Origin of the sequence: Streptomyces sp. NBC_01288, assembly GCF_035982055.1 — a bacterium.
GTDB lineage: Bacteria > Actinomycetota > Actinomycetes > Streptomycetales > Streptomycetaceae > Streptomyces.
Genome location: NZ_CP108427.1, coordinates 3498304 through 3523585 on the forward strand (window position 1 = coordinate 3498304; position 25282 = coordinate 3523585).

The 25282-nt window shown below is 70.1% G+C and carries 28 protein-coding genes and 1 riboswitch; of the genes, 13 read left to right on the forward strand and 15 right to left on the reverse strand.

Going from position 1 to position 25282, the window contains the following annotated elements:
* Positions 1 to 17 precede the first annotated feature (17 nt).
* On the reverse strand, positions 18 to 863 hold the full coding sequence (locus OG194_RS15030; RefSeq protein ID WP_327401356.1) for a hypothetical protein: 846 nt from the start codon (positions 861 to 863) through the stop codon (positions 18 to 20).
* Between the two features lie 184 nt (positions 864 to 1047).
* On the opposite strand from OG194_RS15030, the gene OG194_RS15035 reads away from it, so the two are divergent.
* A complete protein-coding gene (locus OG194_RS15035; RefSeq protein WP_327401357.1) occupies positions 1048 to 2220 on the forward strand; it encodes a DUF4097 family beta strand repeat-containing protein in 1173 nt (390 codons plus the stop codon).
* Between the two features lies 1 nt (position 2221).
* Entirely contained in the window at positions 2222 to 3301 is a 1080-nt protein-coding gene (locus tag OG194_RS15040) for a helix-turn-helix transcriptional regulator (RefSeq protein WP_327401358.1), read from the forward strand.
* An 88-nt stretch (positions 3302 to 3389) separates the two neighbouring features.
* Here the strand turns inward: OG194_RS15040 and OG194_RS15045 are convergent, their stop codons facing one another.
* From OG194_RS15045 to OG194_RS15060, 4 genes are all read right to left on the reverse strand, one after another.
* A complete protein-coding gene (locus OG194_RS15045; protein WP_327401359.1) occupies positions 3390 to 3962 on the reverse strand; it encodes a Clp protease N-terminal domain-containing protein in 573 nt (190 codons plus the stop codon).
* Entirely contained in the window at positions 3962 to 4171 is a 210-nt protein-coding gene (locus OG194_RS15050) for a helix-turn-helix domain-containing protein (protein ID WP_266772466.1), read from the reverse strand. The genes OG194_RS15045 and OG194_RS15050 overlap by 1 nt, the downstream gene beginning before the upstream one ends.
* A 160-nt stretch (positions 4172 to 4331) precedes the next feature.
* Positions 4332 to 5297: a zinc-binding dehydrogenase gene (locus tag OG194_RS15055; protein WP_327401360.1), complete on the reverse strand. Its 966-nt coding sequence runs from the start codon at positions 5295 to 5297 to the stop codon at positions 4332 to 4334.
* Positions 5298 to 5645: 348 nt separating this feature from the next.
* Positions 5646 to 6869 carry an NAD(P)-dependent malic enzyme gene (locus OG194_RS15060; protein WP_327401361.1) on the reverse strand — a complete coding sequence of 408 codons (1224 nt, stop codon included), beginning with the start codon at positions 6867 to 6869 and terminating at the stop codon, positions 5646 to 5648.
* Between the two features lie 500 nt (positions 6870 to 7369).
* On the opposite strand from OG194_RS15060, the gene OG194_RS15065 reads away from it, so the two are divergent.
* Genes OG194_RS15065 through OG194_RS15075 form a run of 3 tightly spaced genes read left to right on the forward strand, consistent with a single transcriptional unit; the run spans position 7370 to position 10098 of the window.
* Positions 7370 to 8320, forward strand: a complete 951-nt coding sequence (locus tag OG194_RS15065; RefSeq protein WP_327401362.1) for an ABC transporter substrate-binding protein — start codon at positions 7370 to 7372, stop codon at positions 8318 to 8320.
* A 33-nt stretch (positions 8321 to 8353) separates the two neighbouring features.
* On the forward strand, positions 8354 to 9292 hold the full coding sequence (locus OG194_RS15070) for an amino acid ABC transporter permease (RefSeq protein WP_327401363.1): 939 nt from the start codon (positions 8354 to 8356) through the stop codon (positions 9290 to 9292).
* A 53-nt stretch (positions 9293 to 9345) separates the two neighbouring features.
* Entirely contained in the window at positions 9346 to 10098 is a 753-nt protein-coding gene (locus OG194_RS15075) for an amino acid ABC transporter ATP-binding protein (RefSeq protein ID WP_327407082.1), read from the forward strand.
* Between the two features lie 62 nt (positions 10099 to 10160).
* On the opposite strand, the gene OG194_RS15080 is transcribed toward OG194_RS15075, so the two are convergent.
* Entirely contained in the window at positions 10161 to 10607 is a 447-nt protein-coding gene (locus OG194_RS15080) for a hypothetical protein (RefSeq protein WP_327401364.1), read from the reverse strand.
* A 127-nt stretch (positions 10608 to 10734) separates the two neighbouring features.
* On the reverse strand, positions 10735 to 11493 hold the full coding sequence (locus OG194_RS15085; protein ID WP_327401365.1) for a class I SAM-dependent methyltransferase: 759 nt from the start codon (positions 11491 to 11493) through the stop codon (positions 10735 to 10737).
* 100 nt (positions 11494 to 11593) lie between these two features.
* Here OG194_RS15085 and OG194_RS15090 point away from each other — a divergent pair, with 100 nt between their 5' ends.
* On the forward strand, positions 11594 to 12223 hold the full coding sequence (locus OG194_RS15090) for a CGNR zinc finger domain-containing protein (RefSeq protein ID WP_327401366.1): 630 nt from the start codon (positions 11594 to 11596) through the stop codon (positions 12221 to 12223).
* On the opposite strand, the gene sodX is transcribed toward OG194_RS15090, so the two are convergent.
* On the reverse strand, positions 12127 to 12561 hold the full coding sequence (sodX, locus tag OG194_RS15095) for a nickel-type superoxide dismutase maturation protease (RefSeq protein ID WP_327401367.1): 435 nt from the start codon (positions 12559 to 12561) through the stop codon (positions 12127 to 12129). The two genes, OG194_RS15090 and sodX, sit on opposite strands and share 97 nt — an antisense overlap.
* Before the next feature lie 145 nt (positions 12562 to 12706).
* Between sodX and sodN the strand changes: the two genes are divergently transcribed.
* A complete protein-coding gene (gene sodN / locus OG194_RS15100) occupies positions 12707 to 13102 on the forward strand; it encodes a superoxide dismutase, Ni (protein WP_019058247.1) in 396 nt (131 codons plus the stop codon).
* 199 nt (positions 13103 to 13301) lie between these two features.
* Here sodN and OG194_RS15105 read toward each other — a convergent pair whose 3' ends face one another.
* Complete coding sequence (locus tag OG194_RS15105) at positions 13302 to 13985, reverse strand: IMP cyclohydrolase (RefSeq protein WP_327401368.1); 684 nt, start codon at positions 13983 to 13985, stop codon at positions 13302 to 13304.
* A gap of 87 nt (positions 13986 to 14072) precedes the next feature.
* Positions 14073 to 15230 (reverse strand): phosphoribosylaminoimidazolecarboxamide formyltransferase, encoded by a 1158-nt coding sequence (locus tag OG194_RS15110; RefSeq protein WP_327401369.1) that lies wholly within the window; start codon positions 15228 to 15230, stop codon positions 14073 to 14075.
* A gap of 30 nt (positions 15231 to 15260) precedes the next feature.
* Positions 15261 to 15345: riboswitch (ZMP/ZTP riboswitch) on the reverse strand.
* A 192-nt stretch (positions 15346 to 15537) separates the two neighbouring features.
* Between OG194_RS15110 and OG194_RS15115 the strand changes: the two genes are divergently transcribed.
* The 3 genes from OG194_RS15115 to OG194_RS15125 all read left to right on the forward strand — a co-directional run bounded on the left by OG194_RS15115 (position 15538) and on the right by OG194_RS15125 (position 17194).
* A complete protein-coding gene (locus OG194_RS15115) occupies positions 15538 to 15948 on the forward strand; it encodes a helix-turn-helix transcriptional regulator (protein ID WP_327401370.1) in 411 nt (136 codons plus the stop codon).
* A 10-nt stretch (positions 15949 to 15958) separates the two neighbouring features.
* Positions 15959 to 16375, forward strand: coding sequence for a VOC family protein (locus OG194_RS15120; protein WP_318018756.1), 417 nt, complete (start codon positions 15959 to 15961; stop codon positions 16373 to 16375).
* Positions 16376 to 16444: 69 nt separating this feature from the next.
* Positions 16445 to 17194, forward strand: coding sequence for a VOC family protein (locus tag OG194_RS15125; RefSeq protein ID WP_327401371.1), 750 nt, complete (start codon positions 16445 to 16447; stop codon positions 17192 to 17194).
* Positions 17195 to 17395: 201 nt separating this feature from the next.
* Here OG194_RS15125 and OG194_RS15130 read toward each other — a convergent pair whose 3' ends face one another.
* The 4 genes from OG194_RS15130 to OG194_RS15145 all read right to left on the reverse strand — a co-directional run bounded on the left by OG194_RS15130 (position 17396) and on the right by OG194_RS15145 (position 21210).
* On the reverse strand, positions 17396 to 17743 hold the full coding sequence (locus tag OG194_RS15130) for a DUF952 domain-containing protein (RefSeq protein WP_327401372.1): 348 nt from the start codon (positions 17741 to 17743) through the stop codon (positions 17396 to 17398).
* A 33-nt stretch (positions 17744 to 17776) separates the two neighbouring features.
* Positions 17777 to 18373, reverse strand: coding sequence for a GNAT family N-acetyltransferase (locus tag OG194_RS15135; RefSeq protein WP_327407083.1), 597 nt, complete (start codon positions 18371 to 18373; stop codon positions 17777 to 17779).
* A 177-nt stretch (positions 18374 to 18550) separates the two neighbouring features.
* Positions 18551 to 19690, reverse strand: coding sequence for a family 2 encapsulin nanocompartment cargo protein polyprenyl transferase (locus OG194_RS15140; protein WP_327401373.1), 1140 nt, complete (start codon positions 19688 to 19690; stop codon positions 18551 to 18553).
* Positions 19691 to 19803: 113 nt separating this feature from the next.
* Entirely contained in the window at positions 19804 to 21210 is a 1407-nt protein-coding gene (locus OG194_RS15145) for a family 2B encapsulin nanocompartment shell protein (protein ID WP_327401374.1), read from the reverse strand.
* Between the two features lie 296 nt (positions 21211 to 21506).
* Between OG194_RS15145 and OG194_RS15150 the strand changes: the two genes are divergently transcribed.
* Together OG194_RS15150 and OG194_RS15155 are read left to right on the forward strand one after the other, a co-directional pair.
* Positions 21507 to 22097 carry an N-acetylmuramoyl-L-alanine amidase gene (locus OG194_RS15150; RefSeq protein WP_327401375.1) on the forward strand — a complete coding sequence of 197 codons (591 nt, stop codon included), beginning with the start codon at positions 21507 to 21509 and terminating at the stop codon, positions 22095 to 22097.
* A gap of 58 nt (positions 22098 to 22155) precedes the next feature.
* Positions 22156 to 23061, forward strand: a complete 906-nt coding sequence (locus tag OG194_RS15155) for a 1-aminocyclopropane-1-carboxylate deaminase/D-cysteine desulfhydrase (protein ID WP_327401376.1) — start codon at positions 22156 to 22158, stop codon at positions 23059 to 23061.
* A gap of 144 nt (positions 23062 to 23205) precedes the next feature.
* On the opposite strand, the gene OG194_RS15160 is transcribed toward OG194_RS15155, so the two are convergent.
* The gene (locus OG194_RS15160) at positions 23206 to 24801 is read right to left on the reverse strand and encodes a Na+/H+ antiporter (protein WP_327401377.1); all 1596 of its coding nucleotides are present in this window, start codon (positions 24799 to 24801) and stop codon (positions 23206 to 23208) included.
* A gap of 62 nt (positions 24802 to 24863) precedes the next feature.
* On the opposite strand from OG194_RS15160, the gene OG194_RS15165 reads away from it, so the two are divergent.
* Positions 24864 to 25124: a UBP-type zinc finger domain-containing protein gene (locus OG194_RS15165; protein WP_327401378.1), complete on the forward strand. Its 261-nt coding sequence runs from the start codon at positions 24864 to 24866 to the stop codon at positions 25122 to 25124.
* Positions 25125 to 25282 lie beyond the last annotated feature (158 nt).

Below are 25282 nucleotides of genomic sequence, written 5' to 3' on the forward strand. Positions count from 1 at the left end.
CGTGCCGCCCCTGTCCGTCAGTCGCGCGGGCGGGCGAGGTCGTAGGCGAGGCCCAGCGTGCCGTGGGCCAGGAGCAGCGCCCCCGCGACGGACCAGCCTCCGCTACGGCGTCGTAGGCCCCAGGTAGCGAGCGGGAGGCCCGCTGCCGCCTGGGTCAGGGCCAGGGCGCGTGCCCTGGGGGTGCCGGACCAGGGCATCCAGGGGCCGAGACGGCTGCTGTCGACGGCGTCGAGTTCCGCGCGGACCGCTTCCCGCCAACCCGCCCGTTCGACCTGCCGGGCATCGGGGCGGACGCGGGCGATCTCCCGGAGCCGGTCGGCGGGTTCGCCCGGGGTGAGGCCGGTGGGCAGGGCCACTCCCGCGCGCGTGAGGACCGCCAGGAGGCCACGGAGGCGGGCGCGGGCGTCGGCTTCGGGGTCCGGTCTCGTGAGCTGGTCCAGGGACTGTAGGTCCAGTACGGGGTCCAGGCCGAGGCGGGCGGCGAAGGTGCGCATCGCCTCGTCCTCGCCGGCCGGGGTGCCGTCGGTGAGCCAGACGTAGCCGACGGGGCGGCGGAATCCCGAGGCCAGGGTGTAGCCCGCGCGGTCGGCGTCCCACCACAGGGCGAGTACGGGCCAGGGGGCGCCGACGGCGAGTGCGGTGGCCCAGCCGGTGAGGACGCGGTCGACCGGTTTCCCGCCGTGCAGCCAGGGCTTGCCCTCGGGGACGAGCACGCTCCAGTCGTCGCCCGCGCGGGTCAGCAGCATGCGTTCGCGGAGCGGATGGGCCGCCTGGGCGACGGACTCGGGGTCCGCCCGGCAGAGCAGCAGGGCGCCCGGGGTGGCACCGGTCCGGTGTCTGGCCTGCGGCTTCTCCGTCGACATGGTCACACGCTAGGGCAATGCACCCTTTTCCGCCGGTTGTTCGACGCCCGGTGCTCGACGTCCGACCTCCGGTGGTCACCGGAACGAGTGTCTTGACTTTCCGCATCCGCGATATATCGTGTTTCTCGGAAGACGCGATATGGCGCGTCATGTTCCGTCCGGTTAGGCCGAGGAGGTCTGCATCATGTCCGAGTGGTCCGTCGCAGAGCCCAAGAAGCTCACGTTCGACGAGCCCGTGAGCGATCTCCACGTGCGCATCGTCAACGGAACGGTGAACGTCGTGGGGACGGACGAGGGTTCCGCCCGCATGGAAATCTCCGAGATCGACGGGCCACCTCTGGTGGTGACCCAGCAGAACGGCACGCTGACGGTGGCGTACGAGGACCTCCCCTGGAAGGGCTTCCTCAAGTGGCTCGACCGGAAGGGCTGGCGGCGCAGCGCGGTGGTCTCCCTGGCCGTCCCCGCGAGCACCCGGGTCGAGGTCGGGGTGGTCGGCGCCGCTGCCGTCGTCTCCGGGATCAGCGGGCCTTCGGTGGTACGCGGGGTCACCGGCGACACGACCCTCGTCAGCCTCTCCGGATCCGTCCGCGCCGAGACCGTCTCCGGGAACCTGGAGGCCCAGGCCGTCACCGGCGACCTCCGTTTCAACTCGGTCTCCGGCGACCTCACCGTCGTCGAGGGCTCGGGCCCCTCCGTGCGCGCCGAGTCCGTGAGCGGCTCCATGATCGTGGACCTCGACCCGGACGGCCCGACCGACGTCCGCCTCACCAACGTCTCGGGCGAGATCGCCATCCGCCTCCCGCATCCCGCGGACGCGGACGTCGAGGCCAACACGGCGAGCGGCTCGATCTCCAACGCCTTCGACGGACTCCGGGTGCACGGCCAGTGGGGCGCCCACAAGATCACCGGCCGCCTGGGCGCGGGCACGGGGAAGCTGCGCGCCACGACCGTCTCCGGTTCGATCGCGCTGCTGCGCCGCCCGGCGGCGGAGGACGAGGGCGAGGACGACGGGCCGCGGGGCGGGGACGCGGAGGCGACCGTCTCCGCGACGCGGGCTGACAAGACACCTCGGGCTGACATGACGAAGGGGCCCGATGCAGCGGCGAAGCCTGTTGTGGCGACGGGGCCCGAGGACAGTGGGCCGGGTGACACGGCCGAGGATGCGAGGCCGCGGGAAACGGGGCCGGACGCTTCGGACGACTCTGCGGACGCGCCCGCGCCCGGCGTGACGGACGACGCTTCCGGCGCCCCTGTGGACGGGGCTCAGGGCAACTCGGGGGACAATTCCGTTTCCGGCCCGGGCGGTGCTTCCGGCACCACCGCAGCCGACGGCACGACCGACAAGAAGGTGCTCTGACATGCCTCCCGTCTTCGCCCACGGCCGCCTCCGCCTCTACCTGCTGAAGCTGCTGGACGAGGCCCCCCGACACGGCTACGAGGTCATCCGCCTCCTGGAGGAGCGCTTCCAGGGGCTGTACGCGCCCTCGGCGGGCACGGTCTACCCGCGCCTGTCCAAGCTGGAGGCCGAGGGCCTGGTCACCCACACCACCGAGGGCGGCCGCAAGGTGTACGCCATCACGGACGCCGGCCGCGCCGAACTGGCCGACCGCAGCGGCGAGTTGGCCGACCTGGAGCTGGAGATCCGCGAGTCGGTCGCCGAACTGGCCGCCGAGATCCGGGCCGACGTCCGGGGCGCCGCGGGCGACCTGCGCCGCGAGATGCGCGCGGCGGCCACGGAGGCCCGGCAGGGAAACGGGACCGGGCGCGGTCATCGGAGTGAACACGAAGGCCCCGCCGGGGACTTCACGGACTTCGGTGACAAGGAGTCGTGGCGCGCCGCCAAGGAGGAGATGCGCCGCGCCAAGCAGGAGTGGAAGGAACAGGCCCGCCGCGCGAAAGACGAGAGCCGACGAGCCCGCGAGGAGGCTCAGCAGGCCCGGCGCCAGGCCAAGGAGGCGCAGACGCGGGCGTGGGCGCAGGCCCAGGAGGAGATGCAGCGCATCGGCCGCCAGGTCCAGGAGCACGCCCAGGACCACTTCGCGCGCGGCGACTGGCCCACGGGCGTACGGGAGAGCCTGACCGAACTGGCCAAGGAGTTCGGCGACTTCGGGAAGGAGTTCGGCAAGGACTTCGGGTTCGGGGGGCGGCCGAGTACCGGCAAGTCGGCCCCGACCACGACACCCGGGGGATCGACACCCGAGTACGGCCAGACCCCGGAGGACTTCCCCGCCGAGTACGAACCGACCTGGGCCCACGAGGACTCCACCGGTGAACCGGCCCGCGATCTGGACCGGCTCCTCGACCGTTTCCGGGACGACATCCGTGACGCGGCCCGCGACCATGGCGTCACCGAGGACCAACTCCGCGACACCCGGCGCCACTTGTCCGCGGCGGCGGCGCACATCGGGGCGGTGCTGCGCGGCGGCCGCAAGGGCTGAGCCGGAGCCGCGAACCGCAGGTGGTGCGCCCAGGGGATCAATCCCAGGCGCACCACCCCGGCGCGCGGATCACCAAGTCCCAGGCCTCTCAGCCCGCCGCCCTCGCCTCTCCCCCGCCGTAGAGCACGCGCGTGGCCGCCTCGTGCGTCACCCCGTGATCGGCGAGCACCTCACCCGGTACGCCGGGGAGGATGGTCAGGGCGAGGAGGAGGTGCTCGTCGCCGATGTGCCGGTCGCGGTGGGCGACGGCGATGCGCAGGGACTTCTCCAGGACGTTCTTGGCGCCTCGGCTGAAGGTCCGGCGCCCCGACCACGACTCCCTGGACTTCCCCTCACCGGACATCGCCCCGACGCCGTGCACCTCCTCGACCCGGGCGACGATCTCCGAGACGTCGATACCGAGCCCGGCCAGCGCGTCGGCCTCGGCCTGGGAGAGCCCCGCACGCCGACGGGCGTCGCCGAGAGCCTGCCGTACGGACTCCTTGCGTTCCTCGGGGGCGAGACCGAGGGCGGTCAGGGCGAAGGAGGCGCGGCTGCCCCGGCGGTCGAGGAGGGCCAGCAGCAGGTGCTCGGGGTCGACGGAACCGGGCCCCGACCGCTCGCGGTGCTCCACCGCGCCCTGCACCACGGCGCGGGCGTCCTTCGTGAACCGTTCGAACATCACTGCCTCCCGTACTTCTTGTGCACGGCCTGCCTGCTGACACCGAGTTCCGCGGCGATCTCCTGCCACGACCAGCCCTGGTTGCGCGCACTGCGCACCTGCACCGCCTCCAACTGCTCCACCAGCCTGCGCAGCGCGGAGACGGCACGCAGGCCGACCCGTGGATCACGGTCACCCGCGCGCTCGGCGAGATCCGTTGCTTCGGTCATGATGTCAACCTAAGTTGACGCGCCCCAGATGTCAACCAAAGTTGACGGGCAAGGGCGACACACGCAGACGGCCGGCCCGGAGAACCGGACCGGCCGCACAGAGCCACGCGCTGAGCCACGCACAGAGCCACACACAGGGAAGGGGTTGAAACCGGGGTCGCTAACCGTTCGTGAGGACGATCTTGCCGAACTGGCCGCCGGAGTCGAGGCGTTCGAAGCCCTCGCGGGCGCGGTCCATGGGCAGCACCTCGTCGATGACCGGCCGTACACCGGTGGTCGCGCAGAAGGCGAGCAGATCCTCCAGCTCGTCCTTGGTGCCCATGGTCGAGCCGACGACCTTGAGTTCGAGGAAGAAGATGCGGGTGAGTTCGGCGTGCGAAGGGCGGTCGCCGCTGGTGGCACCGGAGATGACGATCGTGCCGCCGGGCTTCAGCGACTTGACCGAGTGGGACCAGGTGGCGGCGCCGACGGTCTCGATGACGGCGTCGACGCGCTGCGGCAGCCGCCCACCCGGCTCCACCGCCTCCAGGGCACCGAGTTCCAGCGCCCGCTTCCGCTTGGCCTCGTCCCGGCTGGTCGCGAAGACGCGCAGCCCGGCCGCCTTGGCAAGGACGATGGCGGCAGTGGCGACGCCCCCGCCGGCACCCTGTACGAGCACCGAATCACCGGGCCGTACACCGGAGTTGGTGAAGAGCATGCGGTACGCCGTCAGCCAGGCGGTGGGCAGACAGGCGGCTTCGGCGAAGGAGAGTTCCTTCGGCTTCGGCAGCACGTTCCACGTCGGTACGGCGACCCGCTCGGCGAAGGTGCCCTGGTAGTGCTCGGTGAGGATGGAACGGGGTTCCTTGGGACCGACGCCGTGACCGGTCTGCCCGATGACGGAGTGCAGGACGACCTCGTTGCCGTCCTCGTCGACACCTGCGGCGTCACAGCCGAGGATCATCGGCAGCTTGTCCTCCGCGAGGCCGACGCCGCGCAGGGACCAGAGGTCATGGTGATTGAGGGAGGCGGCCCTGACGTCGACGACACTCCAGCCCGGCCGGGCCTCGGGGGCGGGACGCTCCCCCAACTCAAGGCCGGAGAGCGGCTGGTCGCGGTCGATTCGGGCGGCGTAGACGGCGAACATGCCCCCGACGATAGGCTCCGCCGGTTGACCAGGGAACTACCTCGGGTTGTGACACATGCCCTCTTGCGCGAGGGGTGCGGGGTGTCTGCGTGACCGTTTCCTGGGGGCTGCGCCCCCAGACCCCACCGTCCACCGCCCGCAGCCGCCGAGCGACCCCTGCCCTCCACGGCAAAGGATCACCCTTCAACCGGCCAGAAACGGGCGGGCGGGAAACAAAAAAGCCCCCACGCCCCGAGGCCGCCAAGCGACACCAGCCACCCACAGGCAACGTCCACCCTCCACATCCCCCGAACGGGCGGGCGGGTGGGTAAAGAAGGGCCCCGCCCAAGACGGACGGGGCCGTTCGAGCTACCGCCGGGCAACCCCCTCCGCCCGCGCCGCCGCAGCCACAGCCGCGGTGACCGCAGGCGCGACCCGCTCGTCGAAGGGCGACGGAATGACATAGTCCGCGGCGAGATCGTCCCCGACGACACCCGCCAGCGCCTCCGCCGCCGCGATCTTCATCCCCTCCGTGATCCGGGACGCCCGCACCTGGAGCGCCCCCGCGAAGATCCCCGGAAACGCCAGCACGTTGTTGATCTGGTTCGGGAAGTCCGACCGCCCGGTGGCGACGACCGCCGCGTACTTGTGCGCCACATCCGGGTGCACCTCGGGATTCGGGTTGGCCATCGCGAAGACGAACGCACCCTCGGCCATGGAAGCCACGGCCGGCTCCGGCACCGTACCCCCGGAAACCCCGATGAAGACGTCGGCACCTTCCAGCGCCGCCTCCAACGACCCGGAGATTCCCGCCTTGTTGGTGATCTCCGCGAGTTCACGCTTGACCGGAGTGAGGTCGTCCCGGTCGCACGAGACGACACCCTTGCGGTCGGCGACGGCGACGTCACCGAGCCCCGCCTCCAGCAGGAACTTGGCGATGGCCACGCCGGCGGCGCCCGCACCGGAGATGACGGCCCGCAGGTCACCCAGCTCCCGCCCGGTCAGCCGCGCGGCGTTCCGCAGCGCCGCCAGCGTCACGATCGCCGTACCGTGCTGGTCGTCGTGGAAGACCGGGATGTCCAGCCGCTCCTGGAGCCTGCGCTCGATCTCGAAGCAGCGCGGCGCCGAGATGTCCTCCAGGTTGATGCCTCCGAAGGAGGGCGCGAGCCGCACGACGGTCTCGATGATCTCGTCGACGCCGGTGCACGCCAGCGCGATCGGCACCGCGTCCACGCCGCCGAACTGCTTGAACAGGATCGCCTTGCCCTCCATGACCGGGAGGGATGCCTCGGGACCGATGTCGCCGAGTCCGAGCACCGCCGTACCGTCCGTCACGACGGCGACCACGGACGACTTCCATGTGTAGTCGTGGACGAGTTCCGGCTGCTCGGCGATCGCGGTGCACACGCGCGCGACGCCGGGTGTGTACGCGAGGGACAGGTCGTCCTTGTCGCGGATCGGCACGGTGGCCTGCACGGCCATCTTGCCGCCGCGGTGCAGCGCGAACGCCGGATCGAAGGAATGGAGGGGCTCGGCCCCGCCGTCCTGATCCGTACTGCTGTCGCTGCGAGGATTGACGATCTCCGCTGCCACTTTGTCTTACCCCTTAGGTCTTCATTGATTTGAGGGTGGCCACTCCCTGGTGAGGGGTGGGCGGGCACCGCGCAGGGCCCAGAGATTTGATGCGTACGAGCACCTGCGCGACGGGCGCGCCGCACACGCGCCCTGAGCCCCGGATGAGGGGTGTAAAGAACCTTCTTACCGGACGGACGGCACCGAGGACGAGTCCAATAGGCGCAAGGTCACATCTCGGCGGCCGAGGGCGGAACGATGATCGATCACATCGTGAGACATGCCGAAGATCTTCCGGCCGGAACGAGTGATTCCAGCAGATGGTCCGTGATCAGGGCGTCTCGATGTACCGACCTGATGCGATTCGGGGTTCACCCGTTATCCGATTTTGACATGGCTGGTCCCCTGAATGGTCCAGTCCGAATGGCAAGATGCCCTAATCACACGAGGTCGCGACACCCGAAGGTGTGTGTTCTCGTCGACCCGTCGGCACCGCCATCCATCCGCCGGAGGAACCCACCATGACCGCAAGATTCACCCGTCGTACGACCGCCCCGCACACCCGGCTGGCAGCGGTCGGTGCGATCGCGGTCGCCTCCACCCTGCTGCTCGCCGGCTGTGGTGACCAGACCAAGAAGGACGACTCCAGCTCGTCCACCAGCTCGGCGCCGCTGGCGAGCAAGCTGCCCTCCGCGATCCGCGACAAGGGCGTCATCACGGTCGGCTCGGACATCGCGTACGCGCCGGTCGAGTTCAAGGACAACGCCGGCAAGGTCGTCGGTCTCGACCCGGACCTCGGCGCCGCGATGGGCAAGCAGCTCGGGGTGAAGTTCGAGTTCCAGAACGGCACCTTCGACGCGCTCCTCACGGGTCTGCGGTCCAACCGCTACGACATCGCGATGTCGGCGATGACGGACAACAAGAACCGCCAGGACGGTGTCGACCCCGACACGGGCAAGAAGGTCGGCGAGGGCGTCGACTTCGTCGACTACCTGACCGCCGGTGTCTCGATCTACACCCGTAAGGGCCAGACCGAGAACATCGCCTCGTGGTCCGACCTGTGCGGCAAGAAGCTCGCCGTCGAGCGCGGCACCGTCTCCGAGGACCTCGCCAAGTCCGAGACGAAGAAGTGCACGGGCGGCAAGAAGATCACCATCGAGGCCTTCGACGACGACCAGCAGTCCCAGACCCGCCTGCGCTCCGGTGGCGCGGACGCGGCCTCCTCCGACTTCCCGGTCGCGGCCTACGCGGTGAAGACCTCCGGCGGCGGCAAGGACTTCCAGCTCGTCGGCGACCAGGTCGAGGCGGCGCCGTACGGTATCGCGGTCGCCAAGAGCGACACTCAGCTGCGGGACGCGCTGAAGGCCGCGATGGACGCCGTGATCAAGAGCGGTGAGTACCAGAAGATCCTGACGAAGTGGGGCGCCGAGGACGGTGCCGTCAAGTCGTCCGTGGTCAACGGCGGCAAGTGACCGCGGGTCCGCCGTCGCTGAGAGGCAACATCCGTGACTACTGACATCGACGGGGCGCCGGGGCCGCAGGACGCGCCCCCGGCCGCCCCGAAACCCATCAAGGCCATTCCGGTCCGGCACTACGGCCGGTACGTCTCCGCCGTGATCGCGATCGGCATCCTGGTCTCGATCATCTACGCGTTCGGCAATGGCCAGATCAACTGGCATGCCGTGCCGGACTACTTCTTCGACCACCGGATCATGACCGGTGTCTACAAGACCCTCCTCCTGACGGTCCTGTCGATGGTCATCGGCATCGTCGGCGGCATCGGCCTCGCGGTGATGCGGCTGTCGAAGAACCCGGTGACCTCGTCGATCGCCTGGTTCTACATCTGGTTCTTCCGCGGCACCCCGGTCCTGGTCCAGTTGTTCCTCTGGTTCAACCTGGGCCTGGTCTTCCACTACATCAACCTCGGTCCGATCTACAAGAACTACTGGTCGGCCTTCATGACGCCGCTGCTGACGGCGCTGCTCGGCCTCGGCCTCAACGAGGCCGCGTACATGGCGGAGATCTGCCGCGCCGGTCTGCTCGCCGTCGACGAGGGCCAGACCGAGGCCTCGCACGCGCTGGGCATGAGCCATGCCAAGACGCTGCGCCGGATCGTGATCCCGCAGGCGATGCGCGTGATCGTGCCGCCGACGGGCAACGAAGTGATCAACATGCTGAAGACGACCTCGCTCGTGGCGGCCGTCCAGTATCCGGAGCTCTTCCGCTACGCCCAGGACATCGGCCAGAACTCCGGCGCCCCGGTGGAGATGTACTTCCTCGCCGCCGCCTGGTACCTGATCATGACGTCGGTCCTGAGCGTCGGGCAGTACTACGTCGAGCGCTACTACGCCCGCGGCTCCAGCCGCGCGCTGCCGAACACGCCATATCAGAAGATCAAGGCGAACATGCTGTCCATCGGCCGTCCGACGGGAGGCGCGGCATGAGCCCGAAGCTCAGCAAGACCGACGACGCCGCTACGACGGACCCCTCGGTCCCGATGGTCAAGTCCGAGGGTGTCCACAAGTCGTTCGGCCCGGTCGAGGTCCTCAAGGGCATCGACCTGGAGGTGAAGTCCGGCGAGGTGTTCTGCCTCATCGGCCCCTCCGGCTCCGGCAAGTCGACCTTCCTGCGGTGCATCAACCACCTGGAGAAGGTCAACGCGGGCCGGCTGTACGTCGACGGCGAGCTGGTCGGCTACCGCCAACAGGGCGACAAGCTCTACGAGTTGCGCGATCGCGAGGTCGCGGTGAAGCGCCGGGACATCGGCATGGTCTTCCAGCGCTTCAACCTGTTCCCGCACATGACGGCCGTGGAGAACATCACCGAGGCGCCGGTGCAGGTCCGGGGCGTCAACAAGGGCCAGGCCAGGGAGCGCGCGATGCAGCTCCTGGAGCGGGTGGGGCTGTCCGACAAGGCGCAGAACTACCCCTCGCAGCTCTCCGGCGGCCAGCAGCAACGGGTGGCCATCGCACGGGCGTTGGCGATGGACCCGAAGCTGATGCTCTTCGACGAGCCGACCTCGGCCCTCGACCCGGAGCTGGTCGGCGACGTCCTCGACGTCATGCGCGACCTCGCCGAGTCCGGCATGACGATGATCGTCGTCACCCACGAGATGGGCTTCGCCCGCGAGGTCGGCGACAGCCTCGTCTTCATGGACGGCGGCGTGGTGGTCGAATCCGGCCACCCGCGCGACGTCCTGACGAACCCTCAGCACGAGCGCACCCAGGGGTTCCTGTCCAAGGTGCTCTGAACGATCCCGAACGGCTGATGCCGCCCACCCCGGCCGGGGTGGGCGGCATCAGCCGTTTCACGTCAGTGCAGGTTGAGCCAGGGGCTGCGCGGTGACAGGTTGCCCTCCGTGGTCACGTTGTACATGTGCACGAAGGTCTCGAACTGTCCCTTGCCGTGGAAGTCCTTGCCGTTGTAGCGCTTGTTGACCACCTTCCCCGTCGGGCAGGTGTAGACCTTCTTGGAGACGATCTTCTCGCCGGTGGTGACGGCGGTGATGAGGATCTTGCACTTCGGGTGCTTCTTCCCCATGGAGACGATCGCGTAGGGGTGCCCCACTCGCGTGGCCTTCTTGCTGATGCAGGACTTCCAGGTGATCAGGGTGCTGTCGTTGGGATAAGTGTCCACGTCCGAGTACGAGTAGCACCCGCCGTTCCCTTCGGCGAAGGCCGCCGGCGCCGCGGTCCATCCCGCGACCGACACGACCGCACACATCACGACTGCCCCAGCGGCCTTCTTGAGCTGCAACACAGACTCGTCCTCTTCCGTTCTCGGGCGGCACACCAGCCACCCGGCCACAGAAGATCATCCCAGACACTTGCCCGCTTGCGCAAAGATGCAACGACACCAGCGCGACACAACGGCCGCGAATCTGGGCCTACTTCAGCGCCAGCAGCACCGTGTCGGAAGGCGAGCACCACACCGCCCGGGCCTCCCCGAACCCCTGCTCGCGCAGTACGCGCGCGTGCCAGGCCGGGGAGGGCATGTCGCCGTCCGCGTGCTCGCCGTAGATCTCGTAGCGGCGGGCCGTCGGTCCGGCGAGGACGGGGTCCTGGGCGGCGAGCTGCCACCACTCGGCCCAGTCCAGGACGCCGTTCCCCTTGGCCCGATCCATCTGCGCGTGCCGCTGCGCGCGCTCCGCCGCGTTGATCCTGGGCGTCGACTCGTCGATCATGTGGTCCGCGTTCATGAAGACACCGCCGTCGCGGACGAGTCCCGCGACCTGACCGTAGAGGGCCGCGAGGGGTTCGCTGTGCAGCCAGTGGAGGGCCGTGGCGGTCAGCACGGCGTCGTACGAGTCGTACGGCAGCCTCGTCGTCCACTCCGGGTCCTTGAGGTCGGCCGTCACGAAGGTGACCCGCTCGTCGTCCGCGAAGGTGCCCTCGGCGATGGCGAGGAGCGCCGGGTCGAGGTCGACCCCGGTGCTGGTGGCGTCCGGGAGGCGGGCGAGCAGCCGGGCCGTGATGCTGCCGGTGCCGCAGGCGAGGTCGAGCACGCGGGGTGCGGGGCCGGTGAGGGCCTCGACCATGTCGAGCATGATCCGGAAGCGGTCCTCCCGGTCGGGCATGTACCACTCCTGCTGCCGGTCCCAGCTCTCCTGCCAGGCCTGCCAGTCGGTTCCGACACCGGTCGTCATGAGGACCCCCTGTCCACTCACTGTCGTAATACCCTGGAAGCACGATCAGCTGTTACCCGACCGCATCCACGACCATAGAGCGCCTCCGTAAGGACTACAAGTGGAACTGGCCTATTACTCGGACTACGCCGTACGCCTCGTCAACACCGAGGAACCGGCGCGGGGCAAGGACGCCCTGACCTCGGTCGAGGCCGTGCGGGACCTGTTCGGCACCAACCAGGAGGCGGCCCGCCGCGCCGCCGACGCCGACGTCACCCGCTTCCGTTCGGTCCGGGGGCGGCTGCGGGCGGTCTTCGAGGCGGCCGACGGCGGCGACGAGACCCTCTCCGTGAACCTGCTGAACTCGCTCCTGCTGGAGTTCCCGGTCAGCCCGCAGATCTCCGGGCACAACTTCCGTGACGACGACGGCCGTCCGCTGTGGCACATGCACCTCGCGGACCACCCGTCGAACGCGACGGCCGGCTACGCGGCGATCGCGGCCATGGGCCTGGCCTTCCATCTCACCGAGTACGGCGTCGACCGCCTGGGCCTGTGCGAGGCGGCGCCGTGCCGCAACGCCTACCTGGACACCTCGACGAACCGCTCCCGGCGCTACTGCTCGGACCGTTGCGCGACCCGCGCCAACGTCGCCGCCTACCGGGCCCGGAAGCGCCTGGAGGCCGACCGGTCGGGAAACACGGGCCTGGCGGCCGAGAGCGCCCAGCGGACGAGCGCGAGCGGCGACCGCTGACCGGACTTCGGCGGCCGGTACCGGAAACGCACCCTGCCCAGCACCAGATCCTCCGGCACGGCGCCGTAATCGGTACTGTCCCCACCGGCGAACGCGTTGTCCCCGAGCACCCACCACCCGCCGTCCCGCCGCTCCGCGGCCCGCTTCACGACCAGCAGGTCCTGCTGGAACGGATGCCTCAGCACGACGATGTCGCCGGGCCTGATCCGCGCCCCGTACTGCACCACGAGCAGATCCCCGTGCAGCAGCGTCGGCACCATGGACGGCCCGGTCACCTCGGCCGTCCCGAAGGGCAGTGCGGCCCTCCCGCGCTCGGTCTCCTGCGACAGCTCCGGCATCCCCGGCACCTCCCCGGTCCTATCCTCCACCAGTCTGAGTCCGACCCTGGACTTTTGTCCTAAGCCCATGGGGGCACTCGCGAAATCAGCTTCTCCAGGGAGTAATGTCCCACCTGAGAAGACGATCACGAGGAAGGAACGCTCCATGCTTTCCCGCCTGTTTGCCCCCAAGGTGAAGGTCAGCGCGCACTGCGACCTGCCCTGCGGTGTGTACGACCCGGCCCAGGCCCGCATCGAGGCGGAGTCGGTGAAGGCCGTGCAGGACAAGATGGCCGCCAACGACGACCCGCACTTCCAGGCGCGCGCCATCGTCATCAAGGAGCAGCGCGCCGAGCTCGCGAAGCACCACGTCTCGGTGCTCTGGAGCGACTACTTCAAGCCCCCGCACTTCGAGAAGTACCCGGAGCTGCACCAGCTGGTCAACGACACCCTGAAGGCCCTCTCGGCCGCCAAGGCGTCCACCGACCCGGCGACGGGCCAGAAGGCGCTCGACTACATCGCCCAGATCGACAAGATCTTCTGGGAGACCAAGAAGGCCTGACACCCAGTCGGCCCGACCCGACCGACCGGCGATCGGTGCACCATCGCAGGTCGGCGGGCGCAGGTCAGCGGGTTTGGGGAAGGGGCTCGGCCGGTTCACCGGCGGAGCCCCTTCGTCGTTCTACGCCAACGCCGGAGGCCGTGTGCGCGATGACCGGCGGGGCTCTCGAACCGTGATGGTGCGCTACAAGCGTCGCAGCTCAAACGGAACGCTGGATCGCAGAGCCCGGTCCCCGGGCAGGATCGACGACGGCGGCGGCGATCCGGAACCGTTCGTCGAGCCCGGACCAGATCTCGTCCAGCAGTTCCTCACCGTTCCTGGCGCCGACAGCGGCCTCGGTGAAGGGAGCGGCGACCGAGACCCGTTCGCCATCGGAGTCGTAGGTGGTCAGCAGGACCGCCTCGCCGGGTTCCAGATCCTGTACGGCGAGGGTCATCACGTTGCTGGTCGGACGTGCGGCGCGACTGGGCCGGGCGGCTCCGAAAACGGTGGTGCGTCCGCCGTCGCGGCTGATCAGCGCGGTGATCCGGGACGTCCGGATCGGCGGGTCCGGTTCGTACGCGAAGCCGCTGAGCGCTTCGGTGGGCGCGGCTCCCGCACGGAGTCGTTCCGCGGCCTGGGACACCTGCTCACCATTGCCCAGAACCAGCCAGCCGCCGGTGGCCGTGGCGGCGGCGTAGTGGCGCAGCGGATCGTGTCTCCCCATGGTGAGGGGGCCGACCACGAGCTCACCGTCGATCAGTCGCAGGGCGCGGTCGCGCGAGGCAGGGCTGCGGCCGGTGAGGAAGTAACCACCCAGAACCGCTCCGGAGTGGGTGCGGGCGCACAGAACCCCGCGGCCCGGATAGGAGTTTGCGGACAGCAGGTCGTGGAGGGAGAGCATGCGGCCGCGCTTTCTGGTGTCGGTCGGGAGGGAGGCGGCGCTTTTCTGACGCGGCGCCCCGCGAGCGCCGTCGCAGGGCCTGGTTCCTCAGTGGTGGAACAGCCTGAGGCCGGTGCGTACGAGGGTGATCCGATGCTCGCGGCATGCGTCCTCGACCTCGGCGGAGCGGATCGATCCGCCCGGCTCGGCGATGTAGCGGACACCGTGCCGCTGTGCGTGGTCGACGTTGTCGCGGAACGGCAAAGCCCCGTCGGAGACGAACGCGACGCCCTTCAGACGGGCCGTCCACTCGGCGCGCGAGCTGCCGGTCAGCGCTTCCCTCGGTTGTGACAGCGCACGGGAGAGGCGGGTGCTCTCGTCCGGCGTGAGGTCACCCTCGACGGAGCGGATCTGCCAGTTGATCCGGTCCTGGCGCCGGATGTCCGGCCGGAAGGCGAGGGCGCGAACCGCCGGATGGCGGCGCAACCACCAGGTGTCGGCCTTCGCGCCGGCAAGCCGCGTGCAGTCGACGCGGGACTGCTGTCCCGCGCCGATGCCCAGCGTCATCCCGTCCCGCAGGTAGCACACCGAGTTGGACTGGGTGTGACGCAGCACCACCAGGCCGAGCAGAAGATCCTCCGCGGCCGTCGTGGGCAGCGCACCGCACACGACGTTCTCCAACAGCGTGGCGGCGAGCGGCACTTCGTCCCGTTGCTGGGCCAGGCGCAGGCCGAAGACCTCGCGCGTCTCACGCTCCGGCGGCACAAAGGCCGGGTCCGCTTCCATGACGAGGAAGCGGCCGTTCTTCTTCTTGGCGAGCGTTCCCACGGTGCCCGGCGCATAGCCCGGCGCGATGACGCCGTCGCAGACCACGCGGGCCAGCGATGCGGCAAGTTCCGCGTCGACCGGGTGCGAGACGGCGGCGAAGTCTCCGTAGGAGGACTTCGGATCGGCATCGCGTGCGCGCAGATACGCGCTGGTCAGGGGGCCTACATCGTGCTGCTGAACGCCGTGGAGCTCCGCTGTCACGTCATCGACGGCCCCGGCCACGGCGGCACCGGCGGGTGAGACATGCTTGAAGGAAGCGGCCGCCGGCCGATTCAGGACCCGGCTCGCCTCGTACACCAGCTGCCAGCCGTTCAGCGCGTCCAACATGTTGATGTACGACGGGCTTCCCCGCACCACCCGAACCGGCCACCGGCCGGGCCGCACCGGTGTCGCATCGGCGGGCTGCTGCTGCGGGTTGATTCCGTAACGCAGTTCCACGTCATGGCCTCCTCAGCTGAAGATCACTGACGGAGGCGCCCAGGCGGTCGACGCTCACGTGAAGGAACGGCCGCTTCCCGGTGGTTGTCCACCCTCGCCAGTCGCGGCCGGGCACCACTGTAACGGCAGACGGCAGACACGGCATGGTGATCGGAGGCCGCCTGAGGGCGGAGCCGGACTGTGCGCCGCGGCGGTCCCGGGCAGCGGGCGGCACCGCGGGCGGCCGCTCCCCGCGGTCCGCACACAGCCCGCAAGAGACCCGCTGTTCCCGGCCCGGTGAAAGCGGCCCCGTGCCATCCTGGACGACGTGAACCGCGACGACCTCGTACGGCTGCGCCAGGCCCGCGACCGCATGAACCGCGAGTACGCCGAACCGCTCGACATGGCCTCGATCGCCCGCACCGCGCTGATGTCCCCGGGCCACTTCCAGCGCAGCTTCCGCGCCGCGTACGGGGAGACGCCGTACAGCTATCTCATGACCCGGCGGATAGAGCGCGCGAAGGCGTTGCTGCGGCGCGGGGACCTGAGCGTGACCGAGGTGTGCATGGCCGTCGGCTGTACGTCGCTCGGTTCGTTCAGCTCCCGTTTCACCGAGCTGGTCGGTGAGACGCCCAGCGCCTACCGCGCCCGTTCCCACGAGGCGGGCACGGTGATCCCGTCCTGCGTGGCCCGCACCTTTACCCGGCCGAACCGGGCGGGACCGCCGCTCCGCCCCTAGCCTGTCGTCCATGGACCTGAAACTCCGCCAGTGCTTCATCGCCGTCGACGACCACGACAAGGCGCTCGCCTTCTACTGCGACGTCCTGGAGCTGGAAATCCGTAACGACGTCGGTTTCGAGGGCATGCGGTGGGTGACCGTGGGGTCGCCGTTGCAGCCTGACGTGGAGATCGTCCTGGAGCCGCCGGCCGCGAACCCGGACGCCTCCCCCGCCGACAAGCAGGCCATGGCCGAACTACTCGCCAAGGGCACCCTGCGCGGGGTCAACTTCACCACCGCCGACTGCGACGCCCTCTACGCCAGGGTCCAGGAGTCCGGCGCCGAGGTGGTCCAGGAACCGACGGACCAGCCGTACGGCGTCCGCGACTGCGCGTTCCGCGACCCGGCCGGGAACATGCTGCGGTTCATGCAGCGGAGTGAGGACTGACGGAGCGAGGACCGACCGGCGGCCGAAAAACACGCGGGCGGCTCCCTGCCCCGCGCCTACGATCACGCCATGAGCGCTACGAGCATCCGCTGGACCTACGCCTTCGTCGACCGCCCGCACGACCGCCTCGGCGCCGCCCGCGACTTCTGGACGGCCGTCACGGACACCCGGCTGTCCGAACTCCGGGGTGACGAGGGCGAGTTCGTCACCCTGCTGTCCGACCGCACCGACGCCTGCGTGAAGATCCAGGGCGTGGACTCCGGCCTCGGCGGCGCTCATCTCGACTTCTCCGTCGAGGACGTACCGGCGTTCGTGGAGTCCGCGCTGCGGCTCGGCGCGGAGACCGTCGCCGAGCACGACGGCTGGGCCGTACTCCGGTCCCCCGCGGGGGAGTTGTTCTGCGCCGGCCCCTGGCACGGCGAGTCCGTACGGCCGCCCGTCGTGGCCGGCACCCGCCTCGACCAGGTGTCCCTCGACATCGGCCCCGGCTCCTACGACGCCGAAGTCGCCTTCTGGAGCGCCCTGTTGCCCGACTGGGCCTCACTGTCGGGCGCGCTGCCCGAGTTCCATGTGCTCAAGCCCCCGCCCGGCCAGCCGATCCGCATCCTGCTCCAACGCCTCGGCGAGGAACGCCCCGCGTCCGCCCATCTGGACCTGGCCTGCGCGGACATCGACGAGGCCGTCGTACTGCACGAGCACCTCGGCGCGACCGTCGTCTCCCAAGGCAGGCACTGGACCGTGATGCGGGACCCGGCGGGCGGCACGTACTGCCTGACAGGCCGAGACGCGGAGACCGGCGGGCTCCCTAACCGCCCCTGACGCAGACGACGAGCACTCGATGGTCGTCGCGCCGCGAGTCCGTCGGCATGGGACAGGCACTCTCCCCGTCCTGCCGCGACAGCGGCGTACGCGTCTCGCCGGGCGGGTGCGACGCGCCGGAGTCCTGCAGCCACAGCGTGAGCCCGCCCCCGACGGCCACCACGACCGCCCATGCGACCAGGGCCCGGCGCCATAACCGGCTCACGCCGTCCACACCTCCACATCCACCACCGCGCCCACCGGAATCGCCCCGTACACATGCGGGAACTCCTCCCCACCCGGCTCCGGCGCCTCGTACTTCAGCGGTGCGTCGAGCCGTGCCGGGTCCACGACCAGGACCACCAGCTCGTCGGGGCCGTCGTAGGAACCGTACAAAAAGGCCGCCACGCGCGGGAGTTGGGTACGGGTCGAGCAGTGGATGAAGCCCTCCTCCTGGAGGGTGCGGCCACGGGTCGACCACTCGTAGCTCCCGCGCTCGCGGGCCGCGTCCCACAGGGCGCGCTCGGTCATGTGGAGGATGGGGGTGGTGGTGAGTTCCTGTTCCGGCATAAGCCCACGCTACGGCCCCTGCGTCTGCCCTCGCTACGGCTTCGGCTCGCGCCACATCGGGTACATGCTCGGGCCGTCCGGGAGGTCGAGGGTGTGGTCGGTGAAGGTGTAGCCGAGGCGCTCGTACAGCTTGGTGCTGCGCTCGCTGCTCGCCTCCAGGTACGCGGGCAGGCCCTCGCGGTCGCAGCGGTCCAGGACGTGCCGGATGAGCGCGGCGCCGAGGCCGTCGCCCTGGCGGCCCGGTGCAACGGCGATCATCCACAGGTACTCGTGGGCCCGGCCGGCCGGATGGGACTCCGCCATCAGCCGGGCTATCGTCTCGACCCGCTCGTTGTCGGGATCGACCAACTCCCGTAGCTGTACGGCCTCGTCCTCGCCGTTCTCCGGATGCGCCTCGGCCGGCACCGACAGCCACAGCGCGCACGCCGCGCCGTCCTCGGCGAGGTCGATCCGGCCGTCGGCGAACACCGCGTCGGTGAAGGAGGCCATCAGCCTGTGGTGGGTCGTACGGCGGTACTCGGCGTCGGGAAAGACCCAGCCGCTGACCGGATCGTCCTGGAAGGCCTCGTCCAGCAGCCGGACGACCAGCTCTCTGTCACCCTCGCCCGCCGCCCGTATCGCCACGCCCATGTTCCGCCCACCCCAACGTCTCAACAGTCTTATTCTGTACGGGTGTTGAGCCTATCCGGGTTTCGGTGAACGAAGGCGGGCCCCGCGCACCGTGGGGATGCGCGGGACCCGCCGGTCCGGGGCCTCCGGTGGCCGTGCGGGGTCAGGTCCGCGCGGTTCCGGAAGGCTCCGGAGTCATCAACTGCTGCGCCGGGTCACGAACTCGGCCAGCGCGAGCAGACCGCCCGCGTCCCGCGGGTCCGGGATCGCCCGGGCCAGCTCCTGCACGGCCCGCGCCATCCGGTCGGCCGCCTGGTCCTGCGCCCAGTCCCGGCCCCCCGCCCGCTCGACGGCGAGCGCGGTGCGCTCCAACTCCCCTTCCTCGTACGGCATTCCGTACAGTTCCGCGAGTTCCACGGCCGCCGGTGTGCCCGAGGTGAGGGCGGCGACCACGGGCAGGGACTTCTTGCGGACCGCGAGGTCGGCGCCGGCCGGTTTGCCGGTGCGGCCGGGGTCGCCCCATATCCCGATGACGTCGTCGATCAGCTGGAAGGCGAGCCCGGCCTGCCGGCCGAACGCGTCCAGCGCCTCGACGTCCTCGGCGGACGCCCCCGCGTACAGCGCGCCCACCGCGCAGGCGCAGCCGAGCAGCGCGCCGGTCTTGGCCTCGGCCATGACGAGCACCTCGTCGAGGGTGACCTCGCCGGGGGCCCGCTTCTCCATGGCCGTGTCCGCGTGCTGGCCCTCGCACAGTTCGACGACGCAGTCCGCGAGCCGGGCCGCGGCGGCCGAGGACGCCGGGTGCGGGTCCACGGCGAGCAGCCGCAGGGCCAGCGCCTGGAGGGCGTCCCCGGCGAGGATCGCGTCGGCGTCGCCGAACACGGTCCACGCGGTGGGCCGGTGCCGGCGGGTGGTGTCCCGGTCCATCACGTCGTCGTGCAGCAACGTGAAGTTGTGGACCAGTTCCACCGCCGCCGCGGCCCGCAGTGCGCTCGCCCGGGCCCGCTCGCCGCCGAGTGCGGTGGCGGCGGCCAGGACGAGGGCGGGGCGGATCGCCTTGCCGGCGTTGCCCGCCGCCGGTGTGCCGTCCGCGTGCTCCCACCCGAAGTGGTAGAGCGCGATCCGGCGCATCGAGCCGGGCAACGAGTCGATCGCCGCGCGCAGTTCGGGGTCGACGGACGTCCTGGCCCCCTCCAGGATCGCGGCCGCCTCGTGCCCGTCGGACGGCGGTGCCGGCAGTGTCGAAGGTGTCGGCGGTGTCCCGTCGAGCGGCCGGGTCCCGTCAGGTGTCGGGCTCCCGTCGGCGGGCTGTTTCGTCTCCGTCCCGAACTCGGCCATGGGGTCCCCCTCGGAGAGTCCGCGGACGGTGACGCTTCCGCTGCGGCCGGTCGCGTCAGACCGGGGTGTACCCGCCCTTCCGGGCGGGAACACCGCGTCCAGCTGCTGAAACGTCACCTCCAGCGGCCGATCTCGACGTTCTCCAGGACGCCGAGGGCGTCGGGCACGAGGACCGCCGCCGAGTAGTAGGCCGTCACCAGATATTTGATGATCGCCTGTTCGTTGATGCCCATGAAGCGCACCGAGAGGCTCGGCTCGATCTCGTCCGGGATGCCGGCCTGCTGGAGGCCGATGACGCCCTGGTCGGCCTCGCCGGTACGCAGGGCGATGATCGAGGTGGTCCGCCGGTCGCTGACCGGGATCTTGTTGCACGGGTAGATCGGCACGCCGCGCCAGGTCGGGATGCGGTTGCCGCCGACGTCGATGGACTCCGGGACCAGTCCGCGCTTGTTCAGCTCGCGGCCGAACGCGGAGATCGCGCGCGGGTGGGCGAGGAGCATCCTGGTGCCGCGCCGCCTGCTGAGCAGCTCGTCCAGGTCGTCCGGGCTGGGCACGCCGTCGTGGGGCTGGAGCCGCTGGTCGTACTCGCAGTTGTTGAGCAGGCCGAACTCGCGGTTGTTGATGAGTTCGTGCTCCTGGCGTTCCTTCAACGCCTCGACGGTGAGCCGGAGTTGCTGCTCCGTCTGGTTCATCGGCTGGTTGTAGAGGTCGGCCACGCGCGAGTGGATGCGCAGGACGGTCTGGGCGACGCTCAGTTCGTACTCGCGCGGCCGGGCGTCGTAGTCGACGAACGTGTGCGGGATGTCCGGCTCGCCGGAGTGGCCCGACGCGAGGTCGATGGACTTCTCGCCGTACTTGTTGGTGCGCTGCTCGGGGATCGCGCGCAGCTGCGTGAGGTGGTCCCGCAGGGTCTCGGACCGCTCCGCGACCTGCTCGACGTCTCCGCGGGCCAGGATCAGCACCGTGCAGGCGGTGTCCGCGCGGGCCGTGTACTCCCAGATGGCCTCCGGGTCGAGCAGCGCCTGGTCGCCGAAGTAGGCGCCGTCGGCGAGGACCCCGAGGACCGTGTCGTCGCCGTACGGGCCCGTGCCGACCTTCTCCACCCTGCCGTGCGCCAGCAGGTACACCTCGTCGGCCTGGCCGCCGAACGACGCGATCGCCTCCCCCGGGGCGTACTCACGCTGCCGGCAACGGGTCGCCAGCTCCGAGAGCACCTCCTCGTCCTCGTAGTCCCGCAGCGCGGGCAGCTCGCCGAGCTCCGCGGGGATGACCTCGACGCGGTCGCCGGTCTTCACGAATGTCACCCGGCCGTCGCCAACGGAGTAGCTCAGCCGTCGGTTCACCCGGTATGTGCCACCCTGCACGTTCACCCACGGCAGCGTGCGCAGCAGCCAGCGCGAGCTGATCTCCTGCATCTGCGGCGCGGACTTCGTGGTCGTGGCCAGGTTCCGCGCAGCCGCCGTACCAAGACTCTGCTGCGGCTTGTTCTGCTCCGCGCGGACCTCTTCGCCTACCGACATAGAGAAATGCCCTCCCCATTCGCCCGGCACCTGTGCGCCGGGCATCGTTCTCGCGCACCAGCCTTCCTCACGGAGCGTGCTGATGGTATTACCCGAAAGAGCGGGACTGGATCTTCAACTGCTGGGCACAGGGGCTGTTTACGTCGAATGTTGTTCGAGTTGCTGCCGGGTCGGCCGGTGTCCGGATCGACTCGCACACCGTACGAAGAAGTCGTCTGTACCGCGCTTTTTCGGTACAAGCAGCGATACGAGACGGCCTTGCACAGCGGCCGTCGCACAGCACGAAGGAGGCGTTCATGGCCTCACCCATGTCCGCGGGCGGTTTCCTGGCCGGCCTGAAGGCGGAGGGCGTCACCGTCGTCGAGGTCGGCGACTGGGAGCACCACAACCGCAACCACAAGGGCCCGTGGGGACCCGTCCACGGCGTGATGATCCACCACACGGTCACCAAGGGCAGCGCGCAGACGGTGGCACTGTGCCGCGACGGCCGCCCGGACCTCCCCGGCCCGCTCTGCCACGGCGTCATCACCAAGGACGGCCACCTCCACCTGGTCGGCTACGGCCGCGCCAACCATGCCGGCCTCGGCGACGACGACGTCCTGCGCGCGGTGATCGCCGAGAAGGCGCTGCCGCACGACAACGAGGCCAACACCGACGGCAACCGGCACTTCTACGGCTTCGAGTGCGAGAACCTCGGCGACGGCGAGGACCCGTGGCCCGAGGCCCAGTTGGCGACCATCGAGAAGGTCTGCGCGTCGATCTGCCGCCACCACGGCTGGTCGGAACGGTCGGTGATCGGCCACCTGGAGTGGCAGCCCGGGAAGGTGGACCCGCGGGGATTCACGATGACGTGGCTGCGCGACCGGGTCCGCGACCGGCTGAAGTGACTTCTGGGACAGCACAGGCGACACGGGCGACACCGCCGACCCGGGTGACAATGGTGCCGTGACCAGCCCCGACCTCGCCGCCCTGCGGCCCCGGCTTCCGTCGCCGGTGGAGGAGATCACGGACCGGCGCTTCGGCCGGCGCGGCGTCCGGCTGCTGCTCAAGCGGGACGACCTGATCCACCCGGACCTGATCGGCAACAAGTGGCGCAAGCTCGCGCCCAACCTCACGGCGGCGGCCGGACGTACGGTCGTCACGTTCGGCGGCGCCTACTCCAACCACCTGCGTGCCACCGCCGCCGCGGGGCGCCTCCTGGGGCTGTCGACAGTGGGCGTGGTGCGTGGGCAGGAGCTGTCCGACCGCCCGCTCAATCCGTCCCTGGCCCGGTGCGCGGCCGACGGGATGCGTCTCCACTTCGTCGACAGGTCGACGTACCGGCGCAAGTCCGAGCCGGAGACACTGGCCGCGATCCTGCGCGGGGCGGGCGCGGAGGACGCGTACGTCGTCCCCGAGGGCGGCAGCAACGCCCTTGCCGTGCGCGGCTGCCGGACCCTGGGTGAGGAACTACGCGCGCGTGCCGACGTCGATGTCGTCGCCCTCGCGTGCGGGACCGGCGGCACACTGGCCGGACTGGCCGCCGGACTCGCCCCTGACCAGCGCGCCTTGGGGATACCGGTCCTCAAGGGCGGCTTCCTGAGCGCCGACATAGAGGAGCTGCAGAAGCGTGCCTTCGGCGGGCGGCAAGGCGACTGGTCCCTCGACGACCGCTTCCATTTCGGGGGCTACGCGCGCGTGCCCGCCGAACTCGACGCCTTCGCCGAGGACTTCGAGCAGCGGCACGGGGTGCCCGTAGAGCGTCTCTATGTCGCCAAGTTGCTGTACGGACTTATCGCCTTGGCCGACGAAGGGACCTTCCCGCGCGGGAGCACGGTCGCCGCGGTGATCACCGGGCGGCCGTTGCCGTAAGACCCCGTCCAGGAGCCGTAGCCGCCACTGAGCGCTCCGCTGGAGGTGCCGCGAGGTGCAGCCGATCGACCGCAGCACCATCGTGTCTGGTCGCGCCCGCGCGGTGGAGCCGCAGAATCGACACAGCCCCATGCCCCGACCCGCTCAGGCCGCCTCCCGGTAAGCCGCAGCCTCCTCCAGGTCCAGCCTGCGCAGCAACGTGCGGAGCATCTCGTCGTCGATGTAGCGGCCGTCGCGGAGGCGGACGAACATCGAGCGTTCGGCGCTGATCATCTCGCGGGAGAGGCGGCGGTAGGTGTCGTCGACGGTCTCGCCGGTGACGGGGTTGGTGGCGCCGAGGCGCTCCCAGACGGCGTTGCGGCGGCGTTCCAGGACCTCGCGGAGGCGGTCGGCGAGCGGAGGCGGCAGGGCGTTGCGTTCGTCCTCCAGGAGGGCCTCCAGGCGTTTTTCGGCGACGCGGGAGGCCTGTGCCTGGGCGTTGGCCTCGGCGAGGGTCTCGGCCTGCTGGTCGCGGCCGGGGAATTTCAGCAGGCGGATGATCGGGGGCAGGCTCAGGCCCTGCACCACCAGGGTCCCGATGACCGTCGTGAAGGTCAGGAACAGGATGAGGTTGCGCTGCGGGAAGGGGTCGCCGCCGTGCACCGTGAGCGGGATCGAGAAGGCGATGGCCAGCGAGACCACGCCTCTCATGCCGGCCCACGCGGTGGTCATCGCCCCCTTCCAGGTGGGGCTGTCCTCACGCTCCCTGATCCGCGCCGACAGGATGCGGGGAACGAAGGCCGCCGGGTACACCCACACGAACCGGGTCGCGACGACCACCAGGAAGAGCGCGATCGCGTACCAGGCTGCGTCCAGACCCCGGTACTCGCCAAGTCCCTTGAGGACCACCGGCAGTTGGAGTCCGATCAAGGCGAACACCGCGGACTCCAGGACGAAGGCGACCATCTTCCAGACCGCCTCCTCCTGGAGGCGCGTCGCGAAATCGACCTCCCACGCGCGGTGCCCCAGATAGAGCGCCACGACCACGACGGCGAGCACCCCGGAGGCGTGCACCTGCTCGGCGACCGCGTAGGCGATGAACGGGATCAGCAGGGAGAGCGTGTTCTGGAGCAGCGCCTCCTTGAGGTGGGTGCGCAGCCAGTGGATCGGCACCATCAGGAGGAGCCCGATACCGACCCCGCCGACCGCCGCGAGCAGGAACTCGCCGATGCCGCCGGCCCAGGTGGCGCCCTCGCCGATCGCGGCCGCGAGGGCCACCTTGTAGGCGGTGATCGCGGTGGCGTCGTTCAGCAGGGACTCGCCCTGGAGGATCGTCGTGATCCGTGACGGCAGTCCGACCCGGCGGGCCACCGCCGTCGCCGCGACCGCGTCCGGCGGTGCCACCACCGCGCCCAGCACCAGGGCGGCGGTCAGCGGCAGCCCCGGCACGATCACGTACGCGGCCCAGCCGACGACGAAGGTCGCGAAGAGCACGTAGCCGACCGACAGCAGTGCCACGGGCCGCACTTGGGCCCGCAGATCGAGGTACGAGCTGTCGGTGGCCGAGGTGTACAGCAGCGGGGGCAGCAGCAGCGGCAGCACGACCTCCGGGTCGAGGGTGTAGTCGGGCACCCCCGGGACGTACGAGACGACCAGCCCGACCGCGACCAGCAGCAGCGGTGCCGGCACCGGGGTGCGCCGGGCCCCCGCGGCCACCACGGCGCTCCCCGCCACCAGCAACAGCAGTGGCATCACGTCCATCGTTCTCGCCCGCCCTCGTTTTTTCGCGCGGCCAACCGCACACCCGTCGTAATCTGGCAATCATGAAACCGTGCACGCACGCCGACGCGCTGCCGCTCCCGGAACCGGGGCCCCAGAGCGAGACCTGTCTGGAGTGTCTGGCGGCAGGCACCCACCCGGTGCAGCTGAGACTGTGCCTCTTCTGCGGCCATGTCGCCTGCTGCGACTCCTCGCCCCTGCGCCATGCCACAGCACATCACAAGGACTCCGGACATCCGGTGATGCGGACGTTCGAGGTCGGGGAGAGCTGGCGCTGGTGTTTCGTCGACCACGTCCTCCTGTGACGCCCTGAATCACGTACGCCGGTGACGCCGTAATCCGACCCTCGGTTTCGACGGTTCGACCGTCTGACGTCTGGGTACGTCAACCCGGCGCGCGCTCTTCCCAATTGGGCCCGCAGGACCCCTAGCCACGGAGCGTATCCGTAGGTTTACTATGAGTG

Excerpts from the sequence above, each read along its gene's own strand:
- OG194_RS15075 (WP_327407082.1), top strand. The coding sequence starts at position 9,346 with ATGGTCAAGTCCGAGGGTGTCCACAAGTCGTTCGGCCCGGTCGAGGTC.
- OG194_RS15135 (WP_327407083.1), bottom strand. The coding sequence starts at position 18,373 with ATGGGCGTGGCGATACGGGCGGCGGGCGAGGGTGACAGAGAGCTGGTC.
- sodX (WP_327401367.1), bottom strand. The coding sequence starts at position 12,561 with ATGCCGGAGCTGTCGCAGGAGACCGAGCGCGGGAGGGCCGCACTGCCC.
- OG194_RS15055 (WP_327401360.1), bottom strand. The coding sequence starts at position 5,297 with ATGTTCGCCGTCTACGCCGCCCGAATCGACCGCGACCAGCCGCTCTCC.
- OG194_RS15140 (WP_327401373.1), bottom strand. The coding sequence starts at position 19,690 with ATGGCCGAGTTCGGGACGGAGACGAAACAGCCCGCCGACGGGAGCCCG.
- OG194_RS15150 (WP_327401375.1), top strand. The coding sequence starts at position 21,507 with ATGGCCTCACCCATGTCCGCGGGCGGTTTCCTGGCCGGCCTGAAGGCG.
- OG194_RS15045 (WP_327401359.1), bottom strand. The coding sequence starts at position 3,962 with ATGTTCGAACGGTTCACGAAGGACGCCCGCGCCGTGGTGCAGGGCGCG.
- OG194_RS15120 (WP_318018756.1), top strand. The coding sequence starts at position 15,959 with ATGGACCTGAAACTCCGCCAGTGCTTCATCGCCGTCGACGACCACGAC.
- OG194_RS15035 (WP_327401357.1), top strand. The coding sequence starts at position 1,048 with ATGTCCGAGTGGTCCGTCGCAGAGCCCAAGAAGCTCACGTTCGACGAG.
- OG194_RS15145 (WP_327401374.1), bottom strand. The coding sequence starts at position 21,210 with ATGTCGGTAGGCGAAGAGGTCCGCGCGGAGCAGAACAAGCCGCAGCAG.
- OG194_RS15160 (WP_327401377.1), bottom strand. The coding sequence starts at position 24,801 with ATGGACGTGATGCCACTGCTGTTGCTGGTGGCGGGGAGCGCCGTGGTG.
- OG194_RS15040 (WP_327401358.1), top strand. The coding sequence starts at position 2,222 with ATGCCTCCCGTCTTCGCCCACGGCCGCCTCCGCCTCTACCTGCTGAAG.
- sodN (WP_019058247.1), top strand. The coding sequence starts at position 12,707 with ATGCTTTCCCGCCTGTTTGCCCCCAAGGTGAAGGTCAGCGCGCACTGC.
- OG194_RS15130 (WP_327401372.1), bottom strand. The coding sequence starts at position 17,743 with ATGCCGGAACAGGAACTCACCACCACCCCCATCCTCCACATGACCGAG.
- OG194_RS15050 (WP_266772466.1), bottom strand. The coding sequence starts at position 4,171 with ATGACCGAAGCAACGGATCTCGCCGAGCGCGCGGGTGACCGTGATCCA.
- OG194_RS15065 (WP_327401362.1), top strand. The coding sequence starts at position 7,370 with ATGACCGCAAGATTCACCCGTCGTACGACCGCCCCGCACACCCGGCTG.
- OG194_RS15085 (WP_327401365.1), bottom strand. The coding sequence starts at position 11,493 with ATGACGACCGGTGTCGGAACCGACTGGCAGGCCTGGCAGGAGAGCTGG.
- OG194_RS15165 (WP_327401378.1), top strand. The coding sequence starts at position 24,864 with ATGAAACCGTGCACGCACGCCGACGCGCTGCCGCTCCCGGAACCGGGG.
- OG194_RS15030 (WP_327401356.1), bottom strand. The coding sequence starts at position 863 with ATGTCGACGGAGAAGCCGCAGGCCAGACACCGGACCGGTGCCACCCCG.
- OG194_RS15105 (WP_327401368.1), bottom strand. The coding sequence starts at position 13,985 with ATGCTCTCCCTCCACGACCTGCTGTCCGCAAACTCCTATCCGGGCCGC.
- OG194_RS15125 (WP_327401371.1), top strand. The coding sequence starts at position 16,445 with ATGAGCGCTACGAGCATCCGCTGGACCTACGCCTTCGTCGACCGCCCG.